This window comes from Brevibacterium sp. HMSC08F02, from assembly GCF_001807555.1.
GTDB classification, from domain to species: domain Bacteria; phylum Actinomycetota; class Actinomycetes; order Actinomycetales; family Brevibacteriaceae; genus Brevibacterium; species Brevibacterium ravenspurgense.
Genome location: NZ_KV789364.1, coordinates 142,473 through 164,510 on the forward strand (window position 1 = coordinate 142,473; position 22,038 = coordinate 164,510).

Here is a 22,038-nt window from a genome sequence, read left to right on the forward strand (position 1 = left end):
GCGCCTCGAATCTGTGGGCTAGGTGTTTCGTGGTCTCACGCTCGGTCGTCGGCGCTTCGGCGGCGCAGGACGAGCGGGATGGCAACAGCGGCGATCACGACGACCGCACCGATGCCGATCCACAGGCCGGCCGAGGAGCCGCCCTTGCCGCCGTCCGCCTCGTCAGCGGGAGCCGCCGTGAGGAAGCCCCAGTAGCCTGACTGGTTGCCGATCACACCGCCGTCTTCGGGCTGCGTGGTGAAGCCGGCGAAGCGGTCAGAACGGTAGGCCTCGAGCTGCTTGGGGTACCACAGGGTGATCTGCGGAGCGTCGTCGTAGTGCTGCTGCAGTGCCTGGTGGACGAGTTCCTGGCGCTTGCCTTCGTCGAGTTCGGTGTGCTGCTTCTTGTACAGTTCGTCGAACGCCTTGTTGCAGTAGCCGTCCTGCGAGGTCGGGCCGTTGCCCTCCGAGTCAGGACGCGAAGCGCAGGTGTTGATCGACAGCTGGTATTCCGGGTCGGGAGTAACCGACCAGCCGGTCACGTAGATGTCGAAGTCGCCCTTCATCGTGCGGTCGGAAATCGTGTCGGAGTCACTGGACTCGGCCTTGATTTCAACGCCGATGTCCTTCAGCCACGGGGTGATGAACTCTGCGATGGACTGTTCCGTCGGGGTCTGGGCATCGATCAGCAGACGCAGGGAGAGCTTCTTGCCGTCCTTTTCGCGGATGCCGTCGGAGCCTTCTTTCCAACCGGCCTCATCGAGCAGCTTCTTGGCGGCTTCGGGGTCGTGGGAGACGATCTTGTCGGACTTCGGCAGGTGCCACTTCTCAAAGGACTCCGGAACGAAGCTCGTTGCTTCTGTCGCGTAGTCCTGCATGACCTGTTCACGCAGGGTCTTCATGTCGATGCCCAGGCGGAGAGCCTGGCGGACCTTGACGTCCTTCAGCGCTTCATTGCCGGTTCCGTAGGCTTCGCCCTCCGGGGTTTCAAAGCCGGGGTTGACGCCAAGGGCCGTGAAGCGGCGGGATTCACCGACATTGGTTTCGATGTTGTCGGCGTTTTCCAGTGCCTTCATCTGTTCGGGGCTCAGCCCGGTCACGAAGTCGACATCACCGGCACGCAGCGCCTGCACCATGGCGTCGCTGTTCGTGTAGTAGGTGTACTGGATGGTGTCGACCTTCGGCTTGCCCTTCCAGAAGTTCGGGTTGGCCTTCAGCGTGATCGACTGGTTGGCCTTGTAGCTGTCAAGCACGTAGGGGCCGGAGCCGACAACCTCAGAGTCGTTGTCGTCCTTCGCCGGGTCGTCCTTCTTTGACCACACGTGTTCGGGAACAACCGGAATTTCAACACCGGGGTTCGGCGCCTGCGGCGACTTGAGCTTGATGACGACGGTGGTGTCGTCGGGAGCTTCAACAGATTCGAAGTTCTCCACGAGCGATCCGTTTGCGGCACCCATCGCGGGGTCTTCCATCATCTGCGTGTAGGTGTAGACGACGTCCTTAGCAGAGATCGGTTCGCCATCAGACCACTTCATGCCGTCGCGAATGGTGAATGTCCATTCATCACCGGTGTCGTTGACGTCCCATTTCTCTGCCAGGCCTTCGGTCGGGCCGAAGTCCTTGGAGTCGTACTGCACGAGGTTTTCGTACACGTAGCGGTTGATGGCCGTTGGTGTGAGGTAGATCGAGGTGAACGGGTTGAAGTTGTCGACAAGACCCGAGGTGGCAATCCGCATGGTCGTGTCTGACGCCGCCTGTTCGGTCGACTGGGCTGCCGCGGGCAGCGCCGCACCGGTCGCCCCGAGGATCGTCATAGCGGTGGCAGCGGCCGCTGCCGTGCACCTCTTGAGAGCTGATCTGAACATATCTTCCTTCCGCCTGGCCTCTTGCCGCACCAGCCCCGTCGCGTGGTGCGTGGGACACGTCGAACGTGTGCCGATGCGACCGCCCCGCAGAAGCTGTTTCTGTAAGTTACATCACAAGCTCTTGTGTGTTCAAAACCACACGCTGAACTGTCTCAAAAGCAGCGGAAGACGAGTTCCCCATCATGCGCTCAAAACCCCCTCACCCACCCCTTATGGCCAGCAAACACGGGGAGTAACCTGGTAGTGAGAACGGCAGAGATTAAGGAGTCACAAGCCCCGATTCTCGAAAGTTCTCGCACATATACACCAAAGTGCTTGAGGAGCAGTGGTATGAAAGCCGCACGCTTTTATGACCGTAAAGACATCCGCATCGAAGACATCCCCGAACCGGAACTGAAGCCAGGCACCGTTGCCATTGACGTCGCGTGGTGCGGCATCTGCGGCACGGACCTCCACGAATACCTCGAAGGCCCCATCTTCGTGCCGCCGAAGGGCCACCCGCACCCCATTTCCGGCGAAGAGGCGCCGGTCACCATGGGCCACGAATTCTCCGGCACCATCACCGCCCTCGGTGAAGGCGTCACCGGCCTCGAAGTCGGCCAGAACGTCATCGTTGAGCCCTACATCATCGGCGAAGACGTCGACACGAGCGAAGGCCAGAACTACCACCTCTCCGAGAACATGAACTTCATCGGTCTGGGCGGCCGAGGCGGTGGCCTGTCCGAAAAGATCGTCGTCGAACAGCGCTGGGTCCACCCCATCGGCGACGTCCCGCTGGACGAAGCCGCTCTCATTGAGCCGCTGTCCGTTGGCCACCACGCATTCGTCCGCTCCGGCGCCAAGGCCGGCGACGTCGCAATCGTCGGCGGTGCGGGCCCCATCGGCCTGCTGACCGCAGCCGTTCTCAAGGCTGAAGGCCTGACCGTCTACAGTTCGGAGCTGTCGGAAGCCCGCAAGGAAATGGCCCGGAGCACCGGCGTGGCAGACGAGGTCTTCGACCCCCGCGAAGTCGATGTCGCAGCCAAGGTCAAGGAACTCACCGGCGGCAAGGGCGCAGACGTGGGCTTTGAGTGCTCGTCCGTCCCGGTCGTTCTCGACATGCTCATGGATGCTGTTCGCCCCGCCGGCGTCATCGTCAACGTGTCGATCTGGGGCTACAAGCCCGAGGTCGATCTGCCGAAGCTGGTTCTCAAGGAAATCGACCTGCGCGGAACCATCGGCTACGCCAGCGACCACCCCGCCACCATCAAGCTGGTGCAGGAAGGCAAGCTCGACCTGTCGAAGTTCATCACCGCTCGCATCAAGCTTGACGAACTGGTCGACAAGGGCTTCGAGCAGCTCATCAACAACAACGAGCAGCACGTGAAGATCCTCGTGAACCCCAACGCCTGATCAATTCACGGCTGAGCGGAGCTCAGACAGAAGATCCGGCCCGGTGGGAACCTCTGCGGTTTCCACCGGGCCGGATCTTTGTGTCAGGACTCCCGACGGCTTATCGGCTAGCCGCGGTCAGCAAACTCCCGCATAGCGTCGAGCAGCCAGTTGGCGGTGTGATCGGCAAAGGATGCCCGCGGCATAATCCAGTACGAATCCTCACCCGTTCGCCACAGAGCGGCCGAGGACCCTGCGACGAGTGTGAGGATCGCACTGCCGACCGGGAAGAAGTCCGGGTGCACGTCCACTTCGACCATTCTGCAGAGAACGTCGACGGCGTTCGGTCCCGACAGCTCGAGCACGGTCCGGTTACCTGAAAGGTCGACGGCCTGCCCGCGGTGTTCCCCTACCGCCTCGGCGAGGATCCCGGCTAGAGCGGAACACGACAGCTCCCTTTCCGCCTCGTCACCTGCAACCAGCAGGAAGTCATCCGGACCGAACCACAGCACGTACCCGGTGACCGGCGCCTCGACCTCGGAAACCTGGCCCACCTTCCGCGGAAGTGGTGCACCGAGCACGTTCTCCAGCCCGTCGGCGGCCGGCCCGCCCGGTTCGGCGCGCAGGCTGATCTGCGTGCGGAACGGAACTTCGCGCAGCCGCACCCGCGGCCCGCCAGCGGCGTCGAGTTCGGCGGCGCGTTCGGCAAGCGGGCTGCGGCGCAGACTGAGGACGTCCTGTCGCGAAACTTCGGCCTGAGAAACAGCGGTGTTGTCAGCCATCTCGGCGTTCTCCTTCCGGATCGAACAGTACGGTCGGCCCGACTTCGACTTCGGCGAAGCCGCCGTCGCACGTGGCCATGAGCTTCTGACCGATGAGCGACGGCCCGTTTTTGATCAGCGCAAGCCCGAACGTACGGCCCAGGGCCTGCGAATCGTAGCTGGAGGTCACGTGCCCCTGCATGGGAATCGGCGCCTTCGGCAGACCTTCGCCCGTGTAGTCGCCCAGGTCATCGGGGAATACCAGCTGGCTGCCCTCCGGCAGGCGCAGCTTGGGGTCGGTCGGCAGGACGCTCACCAGCTGTTTGCGGTTCTCATCGACGTTGGCAAGCCGTGAGTACGACCGCTTGCCGATGAAGTCCTTCTTCAGCTTCGATACGACCCAGTCCATGCCGAGGTCCTGCGGTGTGACGGTCCCGTCGGTGTCTTGGCCGACCACGATGTAGGCCTTTTCGGCTCGCAGCACGTGCATGGTTTCCGTGCCGTAGGGCGTGATGTTGAACTCCGCGCCGGCGTCGGCAACGTCTTCCCACACCTTGAGTCCGTAGTAGGTGGGCACGTTGATCTCATAGGCCAGTTCACCGGAGAAGGTAATGCGCACGACCCGGGCGTCGATGCCGGAGGCGAGTGTCGTGTTGCGGTATTCCATGAACCCGAATCCCTCTTTCGACACATCGAGGTCCGGGGCCATTTTGCGCATGACGTCGCGGGATTTCGGGCCGACAACAGCGATTGTGCTGTACTCCTCGGTCGCCGAGGTGAACACCACGTCCAGTTCCGGCCATTCCGTCTGCGACCAGTCTTCGAGCCATTCGAGGACATCGGCGGCTCCGCCGGTTGTGGTGGTCATGAAGAAGTGGTCGTCTGCCAAACGCAGGGTCACACCGTCGTCGAACACCATGCCGTCGGGAGTGCACATAACCCCGTAGCGGGCCTTGCCGACCTTGAGCTTGAGATAGCCGTTGGTGTAGATCCGGTTGATGAACTCCGCGGCATCCTTGCCCTTGATTTCGATTTTGCCGAGTGTTGTGGCATCCAGGAAGCCCACGGATTCGCGTACTGCCCGGCATTCGCGGGCAACTGCTGCGTCCATGTCCTCCCCGTCTTGCGGGTAGTACCACGGGCGCTTCCACTGGCCGACGTCTTCGAACACCGCGCCGCGGGCCACGTGCCACGGGTGAATGTTCGTCTGCCGGGCGGCGTCGTAGAGTTTGCCGACGCCACGCCCGGCAAGTGCCGCAAACGCCACCGGGGTGTAGGGGGCTCGGAAGGTTGTTGTGCCGATCTGCCCGGGGGTGATCCGCCTGTTTTCTCCCGAGGTGCCGCTCATCACAGTGTTGATCGGCTTCTGACCGGGCTGGCCGGTTGCCAGGGCGCTGACTTCAGCACCCGTGAGAGCTTCCGCGATGAGGCCGATGGTGTTGACTCCGCCGATCTTCCCCTGGTCCACACCCGTGGAGATCGAGGTGTAGCGCTTGATGTGCTCAACGGACAGCATGCCTGCACCGGAGGCTCGGATGATGTCGCGGACGGTGTTGTCGCGCTGGAAGTCGACGAAGTATTCAGCCAGTGCGGACAGCTGTTCGGGCTCAGTGCCCAGTTGCTGTTCGGCGTCTGGGCCGGGAATGAACCACAGCTGGTCAGCCTGGCCGGTCTCAGTCACGCGCGCGGCTGCCGTTTCGGGGTCGTAGAAGGAGCTGGCCTCCCCCGCTGCGGCTGCTGCTCCGGCGGCGGTTCCCTCGGCGAGCGCACGGGCCAGACTGTAGCTTCCGTTGAGGGCGCCGACGGTGTGCTGGCGTTCGACGGCGGCGGCCGGGATGAATCCGGCCAGCTGGTCGTCCCAGTACATGCGGCCCTGCCGCTGGGAGTGCAGGTGGACGTTGGGCGACAGTCCACCGGAGACTGCGAGCAGGTCGGCCTCTACGCGTTCCGCCTGGTGTTCCTGACCGCGCGGGGCGATCCACACGGCTTCGAGGCGGTCTTCACCTTCCGCTTGGACCACAGCACTGCCGGGGCGCACCTCGACACCGGCGGCTCGTGCCGTATCAGCCTGCGCGGAGTCGGCTCGAGAATCGACAATGGTGACCTCTGCTCCAGCACGTGCCGCATCGACTGCAGTGCGATAGGGGGTGTCGTGGGTGGTGAACAGAACAATCTTCTGTCCCGCCAGCACCCCGTAGCGACCCAGGTACCGCTGGACCGCGGAGGCGAGCATGATTCCGGGAAGGTCGTTGTCTGCAAAGACCAGCGGGCGGTCAAACGCTCCGGTGGCGAGCACGACTTCCCCGGCCACCACGTGCCACAGCCTTTGGCGCGACACTCCGTCATGGCGGGTTTCGCCCGCAGCCTTGTATGCCGAGTCGCGGTCCTCGAGCGCCACGAGGTAGTTGTTGTCATAGGAGCCGACAACAGTTGTGCGCGACAGCAGGCGGACATTGCCTGAGTCTCGCAGCTCCTGCACTGTCCGTTCGACCCACAGGGCTGCCGGCAGGCCGTCGATGACGCTGGTTTCATCATCCGGCGCGCAGTCCAGCAGGGTTCCCCCGAAGGCGTGGTCCTGTTCGAACAGCACGACGCGCTTGCCGGAGACCGCGGCGGCCTGCGCTGCGGCAAGGCCCGCGGGTCCGGACCCGATGACTGCGACTTCGGCGAAGATTGTGCTCTTGTCGTATTCGTCTTCATCCGGCCTCGGATCCAGCTGGCCGATGCCTTCGAGCAGCTCCACGGACATGCCCTCGGAGATTTCCACCCGCGTTGCCGGGAGCATGGATTCATTGTGTTCGCCTTCGACCATCACGAAGGCGTTCGGCTCTTCCGCACCGGCTGAGAGAATGCCGCGGGGGCGCCGCCGGTAGATGGAGTCACCCACGCGGATCCGCCCGTTCGCCAGCAGGGCCGAGGCAATCGTGTCGCCTGCCTGCCCGGTGCAGGTCTGGCCGTCAACGGTGAAGGTGATGGTTCGATCGGATGTGATTGAACCGGTGCGCACCCGGTGCGACGTGTGTGTCTGCTCAGCGTGGTTCTGCTCAGTCATTGTTCTTCCCTCCAGCAGTGTGCGGGCCGGATTCCTGCGGGGCAGCCATGGGAGTTACGGCCGGCGGCTGCGGAAGTTCGGGTTTGGGGTCCGTCAGACGGTAGGTGGTGGAAATCGTGTAGCTCTGGGTGTCGCGCAGGACGTTGAACCATTTGCGGCAGCCGGCGGTGTGCGCCCAGCGTTCGTAGAACGAGCCTTTGGGGTTGTCCCGATAGAACACATATTCGGCCCACTGTTCGTCAGTGAGCGCCTGGGGGTCTTCCGGGTAGTTCACGTGGGCTTGACCGCCGTAGGTGTATTCGGTTTCAGCGCGGGGCCCGCAGTACGGGCAGTCGATCATGAGCATGATGACTCCTCTCAGTGGGCGACGGCGGCAGCGCCGTGTTCGTCGATGAGCTGGCCGGTGACAAAGCGCTCAAGACTGAAGGGGGCGTTGAGCGGGTGAGGTTCGTCTTCGGCGATGGTGTGTGCGTAGGTCAGGCCGGCTGCGGGGGCGCCTTTGAAGCCGCCGGTCCCCCAGCCGCAGTTGATGTAGAGCTGGTCGACCTCGGTTTTCGACACGATCGGCGAGGCGTCGAGTGTCACGTCGACGATCCCTCCCCAGGTGCGCAGCAGGTGGGCGCGGGCGAAGATGGGGAACAGCTCAACAGCTGCTGACATCTGGTTTTCGATCACGTGGAATGAGCCGCGTTGGCCGTAGCCGTTGTAGGAGTCCACACCGGCTCCCATGACGAGTTCGCCCTTGTGAGCCTGGGACACGTACACGTGCACGTGATTGCTCATCACGACATTGGGGTGGACCTGTTCGTGCAGTTCGGACACGAGTGCCTGTAGCGGGTGAGACTGGATTGGCACTCGGATGCCGGCGAGCTCGGCCAGCACCGATGTGTGTCCGGCTGCGCACATGGCGACTTTGCCGGCTACGATTGTGCCGCGGGTCGTCTGCACTCCCGTCACCCTGTTGCCGTCGAAGAGGAAGCCGGTGACTTCGCAGTTCTGAATGAGGTCCACGCCGAGCTCGGCGGCGCGCTTGGCATAGCCCCAGGCCACCCAGTCGTGTTTGGCGATGCCGCCGCGCGGCTGGTAGGTCGCGCCCATGACGGGGTACCGAATGTCGTCGCTGATGTTGATGATGGGGCAGGCTTCTTTCACCTGCTGCGGATCGAGCCATTCGGAGTCGATTCCGTTGAGGCGGTTGGCTTCGACCCGGCGGATGGATTCGCGCATATCCCCCAGCGTGTGGGCCAGGTTGAGAACTCCGCGCTGCGAAAAGAACAGGGTGCAGTCGAGCTCTTCTTCCAGCCCCTCCCACAGTTTCAGCGAGTGTTCGTAGATCGCTGCGGATTCATCCCACAGGTAGTTCGACCGGATGATGGTGGTGTTGCGGGCCATGTTGCCGCCTGCCAGCCATCCTTTTTCCACGACGGCGACATTCGTGATGCCGTGGTTCTTCGCCAGGTAGTAGGCGGTGGCCAGACCGTGTCCGCCGCCTCCGATGATGACGACGTCATAAGACTTTTTGGGCTCCGGATTTCCCCACATGAAATCGGGGTGCTCCGGCAGTTCCCGCTGATTCGCAGTCAGAACACCGGTGTCGATGCGCTTAATGCTCATGGGCGGCTCCTTGCTATCGGCTCTGATGAGCAGGAATCGTTAAACGACGACTGATATATAAGTGTCATAGTAGAGTTGCTGAAGAGGTCAGGTCAAGAGAACCGCACACCGATTTTTACCTGATTTCTGCCAAGCCCAGACCGATCTCAACGCCACAGCGAGAAGACTCAACCACTGAAGGAGCCACACCATGAGTTCAGCCCCAGCCGAACTCCCCCAGTGGGGGCCGACCGGCACCTCGTTAGCCCAGACTGCCTATGAGGCGATCAAAGAGAAGCTCATCCTGCTGCGCATCGGCCCCGGTGAGCCGATCAGCGAAACCGAGCTCGCAGACGAACTGGGAGTCGGCCGGACGCCCATACGGGAAGCGCTCAAACGCCTGGAAGGCGACCACCTGGTGGTGAGTTACCCGCGGCGCGGGACTTTTGCAGCGGGCGTCGACATTGCCGAACTCGCAGCCGTGACAGAGCTGCGCAGAGCACTCGAACCCGTCGCGGCCAGCGCAGCCGCTGAACGCGCCAACGCGCAGCAGCGGGACGATCTGCGTGCCGCCATCGAGCGCATCCGCAGCTTTGTCGCAGAAGTCCCCGAGGATTCCGCCGGAGACGGCGGGGCCGCAGAAGCGTTTCTACGGCTGGACACTCTGGTCCACCACACCATTTATCAGGCCTGCGGCAATGCGCACATTGCCGACATCCTGGCCCGCTATCACTACCTGGCCATGCGGATCTGGGCGCTCGCCGCACACCGCCTGCCTGGAATCATTGAGCACGCCGAAGATCACATTCCGCTGCTGGAGGCCATTGTCGACGGCCAAGCCGATAAGGCTGCAACCATGACGGTTGAACACATCGACGAATTCGAGCGCAGCCTGCGCGCCATGTTCTGACGCTGACCGCCACCTTCGGGAAGCGCCCAAACAGGGGCGCTGACCTGATGCAATGCCAGTACTGGTTCAATAGCTCCAGCCGATTTCACCAAACAAAGTGAGAGCCATGGAGCGCTTCATCATCACCGTCGCCTGCGCAGACGCGCCGGGCATCGTCCACGCCGTCACGGAAGTCCTCGTCCGCCTCGGTGGGAACATCGTCGAATCCCAGCAGTTCACCTCGCCGGACTCCGGGACGTTCTTCTTGCGCATCGAGGTTGATGCACCGTGCGACCGTGAACAACTGGAAGCCGCAATGGCGCCCGTCAAGGAACGCTTCAGCATGGAGCTGGGCCTGCACCGCAGTGCCGACAGGGTGCGCACCCTCATCATGGGATCAAAAGATCCGCGGACCCTCAACGAGGTTCTGTTCGACCATCACCTGGGCCAGCTCAACATCGATGTGCCGCTGGTGGTGTCCAATCACATGGACCTGAAGAAGCACGCAGACTTCTACGGCGTGGCCTACGAGCACGTCCCGATCACCAAGGACACGAAAACCGAAGCAGAAGCCCGACTGCTGGAGCTCATCGAGGAACACGACATCGAACTGGTGGTGCTTGCCCGCTACATGCAGATCCTGTCGGACGAACTGGCTGAAAAGCTGGCCGGGCGAGCCATCAACATCCACCACTCGTTCCTGCCTGCGTTCAAGGGCGCACGCCCCTACCACCAGGCGCACAGCCGCGGCGTGAAGCTCATCGGCGCCACGGCTCACTACGTGACGGCTGACCTCGATGAGGGGCCGATCATCGAGCAGAACGTCGTACGGGTCGACCACACGAAGTCACCGGATGAGCTCATTGCGATCGGGCGCAATGTTGAGGGCCGGACACTGGCCCAGGCGGTGCGCTGGCATGCCGAGCACCGCGTGCTGATGGACGGGACCCGCACCGTCGTGTTCAGCTGACCCACACTTCCTGCAGGCCTCGCCGGGAAACTAGAACTCCAGTTTTCCGGCGACGAAACCGCACTTCCGGTCACTGCTATGCGGCGCCTGCTCGTTCAGGGGGGGGGCGTGGAGTCCCTCGCCAGTGCGTGTCGTTCATGGGCTACTGGAAGAAGGGCGTTGCCCACAAGGGGTGAGGAAGGCACTCACGGTTTGCACAGCACAGCGGCCGGGCTCTGGAAATCCAGAACCCGGCCGCTGGCTTATTCACGCTGGATGCAGCGCTCACCTTGGGGTCATGTGAGCAGTGACTTCGGCAGGCGGTGGACCGTCACTGCGCCGATTGCTGTGAACGGGTGCAGCGGGTCGGGATCTTCCGAACCGGTGGGGCCGCCCAGCTCTGAATGTGCAAGAGCGCTCATAACGACGTAGGCGTCTTCACGCGAATAGCCGTTGTCTTCAACAAGCAAGTCGAAGATGTCTTCGTAGCCGCGCTGGATGGATTCCTGTACGGGATTGCCCAGGCCGATGAAGATCCATTCGTCCTCTGTTTCAATTCGCGGAGCGCGGTGCTTCACACCCTTGATGAGGTCGACGGACACGATGGCCGTGCCCTGCGCTTCGATTGCGACGAAGCTGGATTCACCGCGGGACATGATGGCGTGGATGTCGCCGATTGACAGCAGCGCTCCGGGCACGTCGACAGGCAAGTAGACGGTCGAGCCGGGCTTGGCATCCGTGAGGTCCATGTTTCCGCCGTTTGCGAAGCTCGGCATGACGACCGAGCCTTCACCTGCGGCAGGGGCGGTGCCGATGCAGCCGATCATCGGCAGAGCATCGACCTCCACACCGTCGAGCAGCGCGACCCTGCCGTCTTTCACTGGGATGCGGCGAGCCATCTGATCTTCACCCATACGCCCGGCCAACGCTCCGGCACCGGGCAGGTACACCGAGTAGCCGAACTCGGTCAGCTCGATGTCGTGGATGTGGACGGCCAGGGTGTCGCCGGGCTCTGCGCCTTCGACGTAGACCGGTCCGGTGACGGGGTTGATCTGTGCTGTGATCTGGTCGAGGGTTTTGCCTTCGTACAGCTGGTCATAGACCTCGTCGTCAGTTTCAAAGCCGATGGTCTCACCGGTTCCCGGCTTGATCCTGAGGACGGGTTCGATGTCGGCGCTGAAGGAGCCTTTGCCGTTTTCGTTGGAGAGGAAGTGGTCAATCGTTGTCATGGCCCAATCTTCTCCGATTTCACAGCAGTACGGCCTGTGAAATCGCCATACGGGCCGTCAATGCTCACCGGGCACAATCAGAGCGCACAGCCTTTCCAGGCGCGAGCGCACCTGCTCAAGATCAGCCTCCCCGGCTGCCAGCTGGAGCATGAAGCCGTCACAGGCAGCTGAGAGGATCGAAGCCGCTTCGGCAACCTCGCCTTCATCCAGGTGCCCTTCTGAGGCAAGGACACCCAACCAGGCCTCAAAACGACCAATACCCAGCCGATACAGCCGCTCCAAAAGGTGCCTCGAAGTCTCGTCTGCACCGAGCCCGAATCCCGCGCCGATCTGCTCCGCCCAGACGCTGACCAGATACGGAACCTCGTCAGCACTCGGCGGCAGAAACTGCATCGCACACTCCACGAGTCGCTGTTGCGGGGGCAATGACGAATCTTCGATGTTGAGGTCGGGAACCGTGTGCAGCTTCATTCGCTCCGATACGGCAAACGCAAGATCGCTCTGCGCTGGAAAGTAGTAGCGAAGAGTGCTTGCCCCGATCCCTGCGCGCTCGGCTACCGCACGCACGCTGAGCGCCCCAGGCCCGCTCTCGTTCGCCAACTGCAGGGCCGCTTCGAGAATCTGCTCACGCCGATCGCTCATTCCAACTCCCATCCCTTGCCTGAAGCACTGCCCCATTCAACCCTTGACAGTCTAGTACATCGTGCTAGTACACTGAACTAGTACGCCGTACCACATACGGAGGAACCATGATCGAGACACTTCAGAACTTCACGCAGTCACTGCCCGAATGGGCGCGGTGGGCCGGCGTTATCCTCATTGCCGCACTGCCTTTCGTCGAGTCATATTTCGGGTCCGCGATTGGAATCATTGCCGGAGTCCACCCTGTTGTTGCAGTGATTGCCGCGGTTATCGGCAACACTGCATCGATGCTTCTGCTGGTCTTCGGTGCGCACAAACTGCGCAGCCGCTTTGCCAAGCGTGAGCCCAAACGCAGCACGCAGCGCCTGAGAAAAATGTTCGACCGCTGGGGCGTGCCCGGTGTCAGCCTCCTGGGACAGACGGTTCTGCCCAGCCAGATCACATCGATGGCAATGGTGTCTTTTGGCGCCTCCCGCAACGCTGTTGCCGGATGGCAGATTGTCTCCATCGTCATGTGGGGCACGCTATTCGGAACTCTTACAGTCGCAGGCTTCAACTTTCTGGGCTGAATTTCCACCCAAGAAGCCCTACAGCCGTGACAGGCCCGAGGTGAACGTACGGTATTGTCCGTGCGTTCACCTCGGGCTTGCCGCCGGTCCAACCACCGGCCAGCATCCCGCCACTCTTTGGGAGTGCAATAGGTCCGGCGCCTTCGCGCCGCCTCTCCCTTTCACATACGGAGCCCCGAGGAGTGCTGCATGAGCTTTGCGAACACCGCCCGCCAGATCACTGTCGGCACGGCTGTTTTTGCTGCCCTGACCATCACCGGTTTTGCCGCACCCGCAGCAGCGGCACCGGACCAGACGGAGCAGATCACGGCAAGCGGCACCTCGGCAGCGGAGGCCGAGGCGAGCGTTACCAAGCTCTACGGAAACGCGCCCGATGTCGAAAGCGTTCGCGCTGTCTACGACCGCAGTGGGAGCTCGCTGCCGCAGACGACAACCGAACTCGCAGTTGCGGCCGCCGTCGCCGGCGGCCTGCTGACGACAGCGGCCGCGGCGGTGGTTGCGGGCAGGCGTGAGCCCGAAGCGGTTGAAGCCTGAACAGCACACCAAAGCGTTCTTTCAGTGAATCCCTGTCAGCGATGGATTCGTTGACCCGAAGTTAACTTTGCGCTCGCTTCGCACATAACCCGAGGTCAGAGGCCTGCAACTCGCGTTCGATGTGGTTGTTGAGTCACACAACAACCACGTCGAAGGAACGCAATGAGCTTCGCATCAACCGCTCGCAGAGCACTGGGCGGCGCAGTCGCCGCCGCTGCGGTCGGCTCCATGGGCTTCGCAGCGCCCGGCATGGCCGAACCGCAGACCGAACCGCGCAACGTGATCATCATGATCGGCGACGGCATGGGCTTCAACCACGTTGACGCATCCAGCCTCTACAACAACGGCAAGACCAACTGGCAGATTGAAGGCAAGCCCGGCGCTGGTGACAAGATCACGAAGCAGGACGGCTACGGGGAAACGCCGTCACAGGTCTATGAGAACTTCGACGTGCAGCTTTCCATGAAGCACCCCTCACTCGACTCCCCCGAGTACAAGAGCGAGGACGCCTGGGGTGATTTCGACTGGGCTAATAACAAGCCCACCGACTCGGCTGCATCGGGTACCGCACTGGCCACCGGCCAGAAGACCCACAACGGCTACCTGGGCGTTGACGGAGACAAGAACCCCATCAAGAACGCAGCTGAGCACGCTCACGAAACCGGACGCGCAACCGGTGTCGTGTCCTCGGTGCCCTTCGGCCACGCAACCCCCGCCGCATGGGGCGCTCACGTTGAAAGCCGCAAGGAAAACCACAAGATCGCCCAGCAGATGATCGACGGTTCGCTTGACGTCATTATGGGTGCCGGCCACCCGAAGTTCGACGATGACGCCCAACCTCGCGAGGCGGAATGGGCCTGGCTGACGGAAGAGCAGTACGCAGGTCTCCAGAAGGACGGTTCGGGACGAACCTTCGTTGAAGACACCAAGGGCATTGAAGCCATTGCTCGCGGTGAAAATGTTCCCGAACGCCTCTTCGGACTTGCTCCGGTTGCCGAAACCCTGCAGTTCAACCGGTCAAGCTTCGAAGAAGCTGAGCCGCGCAACAGCAACGAGGGCCGCACCGACGGTCAGCCGATCGAGGGCGAAGCTCCCCTGCCAGGCGAAGCAAAGAAGAACGACGTCGTGTCGCTCGAGGACATGACCAAGGCGGCCCTGAATGTCCTGTCACAGGACGAAGACGGCTTCTTCACCATGATCGAAGGCGGCGCAATCGACTGGGCCGGCCACGCCAACGCCACCGTCGGCAACATTGAAGAGATGGACGACTTCAACAAGTCGGTCGAAGCTGTCACCGAATGGGTCGAAAAGAACTCCAGCTGGGAAGAAACCCTTGTGATCGTCACTGCTGACCACGAAACCGGCTACCTCAACGGTGCGGTGAACGGCACGGCTGACGAAGGCGCAACTGATGGCGCGACCGACGGTGCGACTGATGGCGCTGTCGACGAAGGCGCAACCGAAGGCGCAGCTGACGAAGGCAATGCTGCTCCCGCAGCTGCCGCTCCCGCACAGGCTGAAGAAGGCACCGCTTCCACCAAGCAGTGGGCTCCGATGACCGATACGAAGGGCACGCTCCCCATCGACAGCTGGAACTCGCCCCAGCACACCAACCACCTGGTTCCGTTCTTCGCCAAGGGAGCAGGGGCTGACACCATCAACGGCCACGTCAAGGGCACTGACCCCGTGCGCGGTGACTACATCGACAACACCGACGTCGCGAAGCTTTCCTTCGACCTTATGAAGGAAGCAAGCGACGACCCGTCCGACAAGCCCGGCGAAAAGCCTGAAGACGGCGGCGCCGACCAGCCCGCGGAAGAACCGGGCAAGGAAGAACAGCCAGGCGACGACGAACAGGGCCGCGAGCAGACCGAAAACGACGACGCATCGGCTGACTCGGACGACGACCCTTCAGAGGCACCTGCCGCTGCGGGCAGCAGCTCGAACACTGGCGGTTCACTCCCCCGCACGGGTACTGAAATCGGCACGGCTGCCGCAATTGCGGCAGGCCTGCTGGCAGCCGGTACCGCCGCTGTCGTCGCAGGTCGACGCAAGCGCGAAACGACGGATGCCTGAAACCAGGTTGATCTGACAGCATACTGACAGACAGTCACACGGTGGGCCCCGGAAACATTCCGGGGCCCACGTGCTTGCGCTCCACCTCGTCAGTCAATCCAACAGGAGCCGAACCTGCGCGTTACTGCGCAGCGATGCCGCGGTACTTCCGACCCACGCGAGCAGCTCGCACACCGTTGAGAATGACGATGATCTCAACGAGTTCGTGAACCAGCACCACCCCGGCGAGGTTGAGCACACCAAAGACAGCGATCGGGAACAGCGCAAGGACAGTCGCCAGCGACAGGGCGATGTTGACAGTCATAATCTTCCGGCCGCGGCGGGCATGTGCGAGGGCTGCCGGAATCAGCCGAAGGTCGCGCCCCGTCAGTGCGATGTCAGCTGACTCCACCGCTGCAGCCGAACCGGTGGCGCCCATCGCGATGCCGACCGTTGCGGTGGCGAGCGCAGGAGCATCGTTGATGCCATCGCCGACCATCGCGGTTGGCCGCCCTTCATTCAGCCCGGCAATAGCTGCCGCCTTATCGGCCGGAAGCTGTTCAGCACGCACTTCGTCAATGCCTGCGGCCGCAGCAATCGCCTGGGCGGTGCGACGGTTATCGCCGGTGAGCATGATTGTATTGATGCCCTCTTCGGCAAGCATCGCGATTGTCTCTTTCGCTTCCGACCGCAGCTCATCACGGGCACCGATAAGTCCGGCAACCTCACCGTCAGCTTCAACAACCACAACCGTCATACCGGCTTCGGCGAGCTCTTCAGCATCAGCGCTGAGGCCGCCCGGGTTGATCCAGCGCGGGCTGCCCACACGAACAGCTGTGCCCTGGACGGTCCCGCGAATGCCATGGCCTGCTTCTTCAATGATGTCAGCGGCCGCAGGAGCAGCGGGCACCGCCGCAGCGATTGCTTCGGCCAGTGGGTGTGTGCTTGTCGCCTCGACGCCGGCAGCCCACGCCACAACCTGAGCCTCGGTGATTTCCCCGGCCGTGCGGACCTCCGCAACCTCCGGGTGTCCGTTGGTCAGAGTGCCGGTCTTGTCGAAGGCCACCTGTTCCACAGCGCCGAAGCGTTCAAAGGCCGCACCGGATTTGATGACGATGCCGAATTTTGATGCCGAGCCGATGGCGCTGATGACGGTCACCGGCACCGCAATGGCGAGCGCACACGGCGAGGCAGCGACAAGCACAATGAGTGCGCGCTCAACCCATGTCCACGGGTCTCCGATGATGAAGCCGAACACTGCGACGAAGGCCGCGGCAATGAGTGAAATCGTCACAAGCGGACGGGCGATTCGGTCTGCCAACCGGGCTCGTGAGCCCTTGCGGGCATGTGCCTGCTCAACAAGAGCAACGATCTGCGTAAGCGAGTTGTCCCGACCATCCGCAGTTGCCCTGACCACGAGCGAACCCGAGCCGTTGACGGTGCCGGCCGCCACCTCGTCACCTGGTGCTGCCGCTACCGGGATTGACTCACCGGTAACGGCCGAGGTGTCAATGTGCGACTGGCCTTCAACGATCACGCCGTCGGTTGCGATCCGATCACCAGCACCGATGATCAGGCGGTCGTCTTCACGAAGGTTTGCCACGGGAACCGTGTGGACTTCTTCGCCGTGCATCACCCGGGCGGTCTGCGGAACCAGGGAAAGCAGTTCCCGCAGTCCCGCTTTGGCGCGGTCCATCGCGCGGTCTTCCAACGCCTCTGCAAGGGAGAAGAGGAACGCCAGCGCAGCCGCCTCGGCAACATGACCAAGTGCAACGGCACCGACCGCTGCGATCGTCATGAGCAGGCTGACGCCGATCTTGCCGCGCGCCACTCCCCTCAGGGCTCCCGGCACGAAAGTCCACGCGCCAGCCAGCAGAGCAATGGATTCGAGGATGGTCGCAATCAGCGTGTGGCCGGCAATGCCGAAGGCAAAGCCGCCGAGGAGGAACGCACCCGAAATTGCCGACGGCAGCAAGGCCGGGTCGCGCCACCACACGGGGGCTGTCTCAATTTCTTCGCCGGGAACGATGGGGCGGGTGGGGGCTTCTGCTGCACAGCACGCGGCGCTCATCAGGCACTCCTCAAAAAGGTGGACATATAAGCAACTGATTATATGTCCACCTTACAACATATAAGCGGCAGCTAATATGTTGGGGTATTGAGGTGACGTCAGAGGATCTTGTGCTTCTTCGACGAGAACTGGAAGCCGTGGGAGCCCTGCACGCAGATCACACCGGAATCGACGTTCGTGGTGCACTTAAAACCGTAGGCCTCGAGGACCTGACCGTACTGAAGGACAACCGTCGAGCCACTGTAGTTGTTGATATACGCAGTGTCGGTGAGCCCCTGAAACGCAGGCCCACTCCCCTGTTCCATGACGATGCCGTTCGGCTTGCCGTGCTCGCCGTCCGCATACTGAACCGAAGGAGCATTCGCCGGCGGGTTGCTCGACTGACAGCCGACATAGTCCTTCGAAATCATGCAGAAGTGCACTTTGGAAGGCGCCTGGAAGTAGTACGCGTCACCGATATATCCGGTTGCTTCGCGGAATGGTTCAGTCCCGACTTTTTTACCGCCCTTGAAGTAGCTGTTCAAGGAATTGCCCTCACTGCTGGAGCCGCCACTGCCGGAGCTCTTCGATTTCTTTGGAGCCTGTTTCTGGTCCTGCTGCTTAGGCGCGGGAGCACCACCGGTTGGGCGAATCGGCTCGTTGGGATCAGATTGCTCCTGACCGGAGTCTGATTCTTGACCGCTTTCAGTCTGGCTCGTCTCGGCTTGCTCTGGCTGGGCAATTTCAACTGACGGCTGGCTCGAACCGCAGCCAGCAAGGGCAAACACGGCAAGAACAGCACCCGCGGTGCGCAGAATCTTCATGGTGCAATTCTATCCGTTCACAATTCGCAATTCTTTGTCCTCACACGCTATGAAACCGCACGCACCCCCTGCCGAAATCAGCGAAGCGTGTACTTCTGCGAAGACACCTGCAACCCGTGTTCGCCCTGAATGCAGATGACGCCGAGTTCCATGTCCGTAGTGCACTTGAAGCCTTTGACATCAAGCACTTCGCCGTAGCCCAAAACCTTTGCCTGGCCGTCCTGCTTCAGGAAGGTCGTATCGCTCATTCCGAACATTTCAGCCTTTTTGCCGGCGTACATACGGGAAGCATTAGCAGGCCCATAACCGCCATCCGCCTGCTGGACTTCAGGAGCATTGGGCGGCGCAGCCATGTGCACACAGCCAACGAATTCAGCAGTGATCACACACTGGTGCTTACCCGACTGAGTCTGGAAGTAGTACCCGCCGTCAGCAAACACTGCTGTGGATTTGAATCCCTCGGGGTCGACTTTCTTGCCATCGAAGGATGCGCCCATCGCGCTTTCACCCGCGGGCTTCTCTTCTTCCTTCGGCTTTTGCGGCTCGTCAGAGTCCTGTGCTGGAGCGCTCTCCGTGGCCGCTTCACTCGGCGCTTCTTGCGCTGGGGTGTTGTCGCCAGTTGATACCGACGGCCCATCTGAGCCGCAGCCGGCAAGGGTCAGTGCAGCGGCAACAGCAATGGCAATGCGAACAGTCTTCATGCATTCATCCCTTATGAACTTTCCACGACTTTCGTACAGAATACGCACCCGCGGTCACTTCTGGTAGACCAGCCAACAACGCCCAGCGACAGTTTCATATAATGAGATGGTGGCTGCACAAGCCAGGGCTCGAGCACTTATCGAAGCCGCCCCTGCTGACATAGAGAGGACCGCAATGACGCAGACTCCAAACACACCCAAGAGAAACCAGAAGCTGCTCAAGAGCAAAGGCGACTTCAGCCGCGAGGAACTGGCCGCCTTCTTTGAAAGCCTTGCTGAGCGTGTCCGTGCCGGCGATATGACACTAGGCACCGGCGACAACGCTCTCGCCATGGATCTTCCCGGCGCGTTCCGCACGACAATGGAAGTCACCGACTCCCGTAAGCGCCGCGGAATTGAGCGTGAACTCGAAATCGAGATCGACTGGTACGTCGACGAAAACGGAAAGCCGATCGCGGAAGCCGGCCCCGCCTCGGGCTTCACAATCTCCTAACCCAGACTCACAATCGACCCCCTCAGCAATGCGCTGAGGGGCAACGCAGAGCCTCATGCAGACTCCCTTGCTTTCCCAAACCCTCGCCAGTGAAAGGGAGGGTTGGGCCAAAGCACCGACAGCAGAATCAGGCAACCCTCTACCTAATTGCCAACACTATAAGTAAGACTGCAAATTTTGCAGTCTTACTTATAGTGTTGAGCCATGACTTGGAGTCCTGAAACTCTCAACGCCACGCTTGCGCAGTTACGCGCCCGTCGTGGTGATAGCACCTCGATTGAAGTCAAACGCGGCACAGGCGGAGTACCCAGTATGGCTGAGACTCTGTGCGCCTTTGCAAATATGCCAAACGGTGGAACTGTAATACTCGGGGTGGACGAAGGCGATGCAGAGTTCACAGTTGTTGGTGTACAGGACATCGCGCAGTTAGAAGCTGGCCTGGTGAGTTCCGCAAGACACCGTGTCCGACCTGAACCGCATATCGAGTTCCAAACCGTTGAGATCGAGAAGAAACATGTCCTCATCGCAGCAGTATCACCTCTGCCTTTAGCTGACAAACCCGCAAGAGTCGGCGACAGAGCGTACCTTCGACAAGCCGATGGCGATTATCCGATGCACGCGCACGAAGAAAGGATGATCGAAGTTGCACGGCTGCACAGTGACGAGCAGGTCAACTACGACCTAGAACCAGCGAAGGGCCGCGACCGTGACGATCTGAACAGTGACCTCACGGACTTGTACGTGAATCAGGTCCGCTCCCGAGACCGACGGTTAGCTGACGAGTCCGACGGGCAGGTTCTGCGGCGCACTAACGTACTGACTGCGTCTGGCGAGCCCACTCTTGCAGGGCTGTACGCGCTCGGCGAGTACCCGCAGGGGCAATATCCGGCCCTGACAGTAACCGCGGCAGTACAGCTGGCGGGTGGTGAAGGACAGGCTCGAAACCGTAACCTCCAAGACTTCACCGGACCACTCCCAGTCCTGCTGGATGAGCTTCTTCAATGGGTTGAATCCAACCTGAACACCGATCACGTTTACCGTGGAGACGGTCATATGGAAACTGTTTCCGAGTTACCCCTGAACGCAATACGGGAATTACTCGCAAATGCCTTGGTCCACCGTGACCTTGGGCCGAACACGTTGGGCACTGGAAAACAGGTTCAAGTAAGGCTGACTGACAGAAGCCTGTTCATCCAAAGCCCCGGCGGCCTTAGGGGCGTTTCTTTGTCTCAGCTGGAAAGCGTCGAACACGCTCAAGCGGCTGTCAACCAGCGGTTGTACCACATTGCAAAACGCCTAACCACGCAAAACGGCGCATCGATAATCGAAGGAGAAGGCGGCGGCATTCGCGAGGTCTTTCGAACTACCAAGCAACGTGGACTGAGAGACCCCCAGCTCATTGATACCGGCGTCCAGTTCAAAGCTCTCCTGTGGCGGCCAACCAACAACCCGTGTTCTCCGGAAGTAGAAACCAGAAGAGACCCAAACGACATTTCTCGCGTTCTGGCAGCGACCCCGCTGAGCTCATCACCGACCAAAAATGAAGCTGACGTTCTCGGCGCTCTAGCGACTCGTGGTCCTCTTGACATTCATGAGCTGTCTGCAGCCACGAAACTGACAATAGGGCAGGTTCGCTACGCGCTGCGCAGGCCACTTCAGGAGGGCATCGTCACCATGGAAGGGCGCCAGGGCGTCAAGTCCACCCGCTACAGCCTCAACTGAGCTCAAAAGACTGCAGACTGTAAATCACACTTTAAATCTTTGCAGTGTGACTTACAGCCTAATTGCAGTCGAACTTCCAGAATAGAAAACGGCTCATTCAGGCCCCTCAGAGTGTCATCTGGGTCGCGCTGTCGAGCCGACCAGGTGGGTGTTGACGATGCCGACGGCTTCCATGAGCGCAAACATGGTCGTGGGTCCGACGAACACGAACCCTTTCTTGCGCAGTGCTGTGGCGAGGGCTTTCGATTCTGGTGAGGTGGTGGGCACCTCGTCTGCTGTTCTCGGGGTGGGGTGCTCCTCAGGCTGGTGGGCCCAGATGAGGTCAGCAAGTCCGCCATCGGCACGCAACGCCAGCGTTGCCTGCGCGTTGGTGATCGTGGCGTCGATTTTGCGTCGATTGCGCACAATACCGGCGTCTGCCATCAGGCGGTCCCGGCCTGCATCCGTGTAGGCGGCAACGACTTCAGGATCGAAACCGTCGAAAGCGGCGCGGAAGTTCTCGCGTTTGCGCAGAATCGTCAGCCATGAAAGGCCCGACTGAAACGCCTCTAAACTGAGCCGCTCAAACAGGCCCCGTTCATCCCGGACCGGCCGGCCCCATTCAGTGTCGTAGTAATCACGCAGCAGAGGGTCCGAGGCTGCCCACGCCGGTCGGATGACACCATCGTCGCCTGTGACGAGCGATTCATTCATGTGCCTGCCCCTCCTCAGCAACCCAACCCGGAAACCGCGCATACGGGCCTACCACCTCGAACAATGA

At 61.4% G+C, this 22,038-nt stretch carries 19 protein-coding genes; 8 read left to right on the forward strand and 11 right to left on the reverse strand.

Annotated elements, in window-relative coordinates; all coding sequences use genetic code 11:
- Positions 1-35: 35 nt before the first annotated feature.
- The gene (locus HMPREF3172_RS08720; RefSeq protein WP_083281489.1) at positions 36-1,844 is read right to left on the reverse strand and encodes an ABC transporter substrate-binding protein; all 1,809 of its coding nucleotides are present in this window, start codon (positions 1,842-1,844) and stop codon (positions 36-38) included.
- Between the two features lie 330 nt (positions 1,845-2,174).
- Here HMPREF3172_RS08720 and HMPREF3172_RS08725 point away from each other — a divergent pair, with 330 nt between their 5' ends.
- Positions 2,175-3,236, forward strand: a complete 1,062-nt coding sequence (locus HMPREF3172_RS08725) for a 2,3-butanediol dehydrogenase (RefSeq protein WP_070516846.1) — start codon at positions 2,175-2,177, stop codon at positions 3,234-3,236.
- Positions 3,237-3,343: 107 nt separating this feature from the next.
- Here HMPREF3172_RS08725 and HMPREF3172_RS08730 read toward each other — a convergent pair whose 3' ends face one another.
- Genes HMPREF3172_RS08730 through HMPREF3172_RS08745 form a run of 4 tightly spaced genes read right to left on the reverse strand, consistent with a single transcriptional unit; the run spans position 3,344 to position 8,642 of the window.
- Complete coding sequence (locus HMPREF3172_RS08730; RefSeq protein WP_070516848.1) at positions 3,344-3,997, reverse strand: sarcosine oxidase subunit gamma; 654 nt, start codon at positions 3,995-3,997, stop codon at positions 3,344-3,346.
- Entirely contained in the window at positions 3,990-7,028 is a 3,039-nt protein-coding gene (locus HMPREF3172_RS08735; RefSeq protein WP_070516850.1) for a 2Fe-2S iron-sulfur cluster-binding protein, read from the reverse strand. Before HMPREF3172_RS08735 ends, HMPREF3172_RS08730 begins: the two co-directional genes overlap by 8 nt.
- Positions 7,021-7,374: a sarcosine oxidase subunit delta gene (locus HMPREF3172_RS08740; RefSeq protein WP_061944200.1), complete on the reverse strand. Its 354-nt coding sequence runs from the start codon at positions 7,372-7,374 to the stop codon at positions 7,021-7,023. The genes HMPREF3172_RS08735 and HMPREF3172_RS08740 overlap by 8 nt, the downstream gene beginning before the upstream one ends.
- Before the next feature lie 11 nt (positions 7,375-7,385).
- Positions 7,386-8,642 (reverse strand): sarcosine oxidase subunit beta family protein, encoded by a 1,257-nt coding sequence (locus HMPREF3172_RS08745; RefSeq protein WP_070516852.1) that lies wholly within the window; start codon positions 8,640-8,642, stop codon positions 7,386-7,388.
- A 190-nt stretch (positions 8,643-8,832) separates the two neighbouring features.
- Here HMPREF3172_RS08745 and HMPREF3172_RS08750 point away from each other — a divergent pair, with 190 nt between their 5' ends.
- Positions 8,833-9,531, forward strand: coding sequence for a GntR family transcriptional regulator (locus HMPREF3172_RS08750; protein ID WP_070516854.1), 699 nt, complete (start codon positions 8,833-8,835; stop codon positions 9,529-9,531).
- Between the two features lie 106 nt (positions 9,532-9,637).
- Positions 9,638-10,480, forward strand: coding sequence for a formyltetrahydrofolate deformylase (gene purU, locus HMPREF3172_RS08755; protein WP_070516856.1), 843 nt, complete (start codon positions 9,638-9,640; stop codon positions 10,478-10,480).
- A gap of 275 nt (positions 10,481-10,755) precedes the next feature.
- Here purU and HMPREF3172_RS08760 read toward each other — a convergent pair whose 3' ends face one another.
- Positions 10,756-11,688, reverse strand: a complete 933-nt coding sequence (locus tag HMPREF3172_RS08760) for an acetamidase/formamidase family protein (RefSeq protein ID WP_070428584.1) — start codon at positions 11,686-11,688, stop codon at positions 10,756-10,758.
- Positions 11,689-11,745: 57 nt separating this feature from the next.
- A complete protein-coding gene (locus HMPREF3172_RS08765) occupies positions 11,746-12,330 on the reverse strand; it encodes a TetR/AcrR family transcriptional regulator (protein ID WP_070516913.1) in 585 nt (194 codons plus the stop codon).
- A gap of 107 nt (positions 12,331-12,437) precedes the next feature.
- On the opposite strand from HMPREF3172_RS08765, the gene HMPREF3172_RS08770 reads away from it, so the two are divergent.
- From HMPREF3172_RS08770 to HMPREF3172_RS08780, 3 genes are all read left to right on the forward strand, one after another.
- Positions 12,438-12,899, forward strand: coding sequence for a hypothetical protein (locus tag HMPREF3172_RS08770; protein WP_070516858.1), 462 nt, complete (start codon positions 12,438-12,440; stop codon positions 12,897-12,899).
- Positions 12,900-13,088: 189 nt separating this feature from the next.
- Positions 13,089-13,433: a hypothetical protein gene (locus HMPREF3172_RS08775; RefSeq protein ID WP_070516860.1), complete on the forward strand. Its 345-nt coding sequence runs from the start codon at positions 13,089-13,091 to the stop codon at positions 13,431-13,433.
- 162 nt (positions 13,434-13,595) lie between these two features.
- Positions 13,596-15,509: an alkaline phosphatase gene (locus HMPREF3172_RS08780; RefSeq protein ID WP_070516862.1), complete on the forward strand. Its 1,914-nt coding sequence runs from the start codon at positions 13,596-13,598 to the stop codon at positions 15,507-15,509.
- Positions 15,510-15,630: 121 nt separating this feature from the next.
- On the opposite strand, the gene HMPREF3172_RS08785 is transcribed toward HMPREF3172_RS08780, so the two are convergent.
- The 3 genes from HMPREF3172_RS08785 to HMPREF3172_RS08795 all read right to left on the reverse strand — a co-directional run bounded on the left by HMPREF3172_RS08785 (position 15,631) and on the right by HMPREF3172_RS08795 (position 19,063).
- Complete coding sequence (locus HMPREF3172_RS08785) at positions 15,631-17,559, reverse strand: heavy metal translocating P-type ATPase (RefSeq protein ID WP_070516864.1); 1,929 nt, start codon at positions 17,557-17,559, stop codon at positions 15,631-15,633.
- A gap of 98 nt (positions 17,560-17,657) precedes the next feature.
- Positions 17,658-18,362, reverse strand: coding sequence for an LptM family lipoprotein (locus HMPREF3172_RS08790; protein ID WP_070516866.1), 705 nt, complete (start codon positions 18,360-18,362; stop codon positions 17,658-17,660).
- Between the two features lie 77 nt (positions 18,363-18,439).
- Entirely contained in the window at positions 18,440-19,063 is a 624-nt protein-coding gene (locus HMPREF3172_RS08795; RefSeq protein ID WP_061944155.1) for a hypothetical protein, read from the reverse strand.
- 175 nt (positions 19,064-19,238) lie between these two features.
- On the opposite strand from HMPREF3172_RS08795, the gene HMPREF3172_RS08800 reads away from it, so the two are divergent.
- The gene (locus tag HMPREF3172_RS08800; protein WP_061944151.1) at positions 19,239-19,556 is read left to right on the forward strand and encodes an amphi-Trp domain-containing protein; all 318 of its coding nucleotides are present in this window, start codon (positions 19,239-19,241) and stop codon (positions 19,554-19,556) included.
- Between the two features lie 312 nt (positions 19,557-19,868).
- Positions 19,869-21,278 (forward strand): ATP-binding protein, encoded by a 1,410-nt coding sequence (locus HMPREF3172_RS08805; protein WP_061944146.1) that lies wholly within the window; start codon positions 19,869-19,871, stop codon positions 21,276-21,278.
- A gap of 114 nt (positions 21,279-21,392) precedes the next feature.
- On the opposite strand, the gene HMPREF3172_RS08810 is transcribed toward HMPREF3172_RS08805, so the two are convergent.
- Positions 21,393-21,971 (reverse strand): DNA-3-methyladenine glycosylase I, encoded by a 579-nt coding sequence (locus tag HMPREF3172_RS08810; RefSeq protein ID WP_070516870.1) that lies wholly within the window; start codon positions 21,969-21,971, stop codon positions 21,393-21,395.
- Positions 21,972-22,038 lie beyond the last annotated feature (67 nt).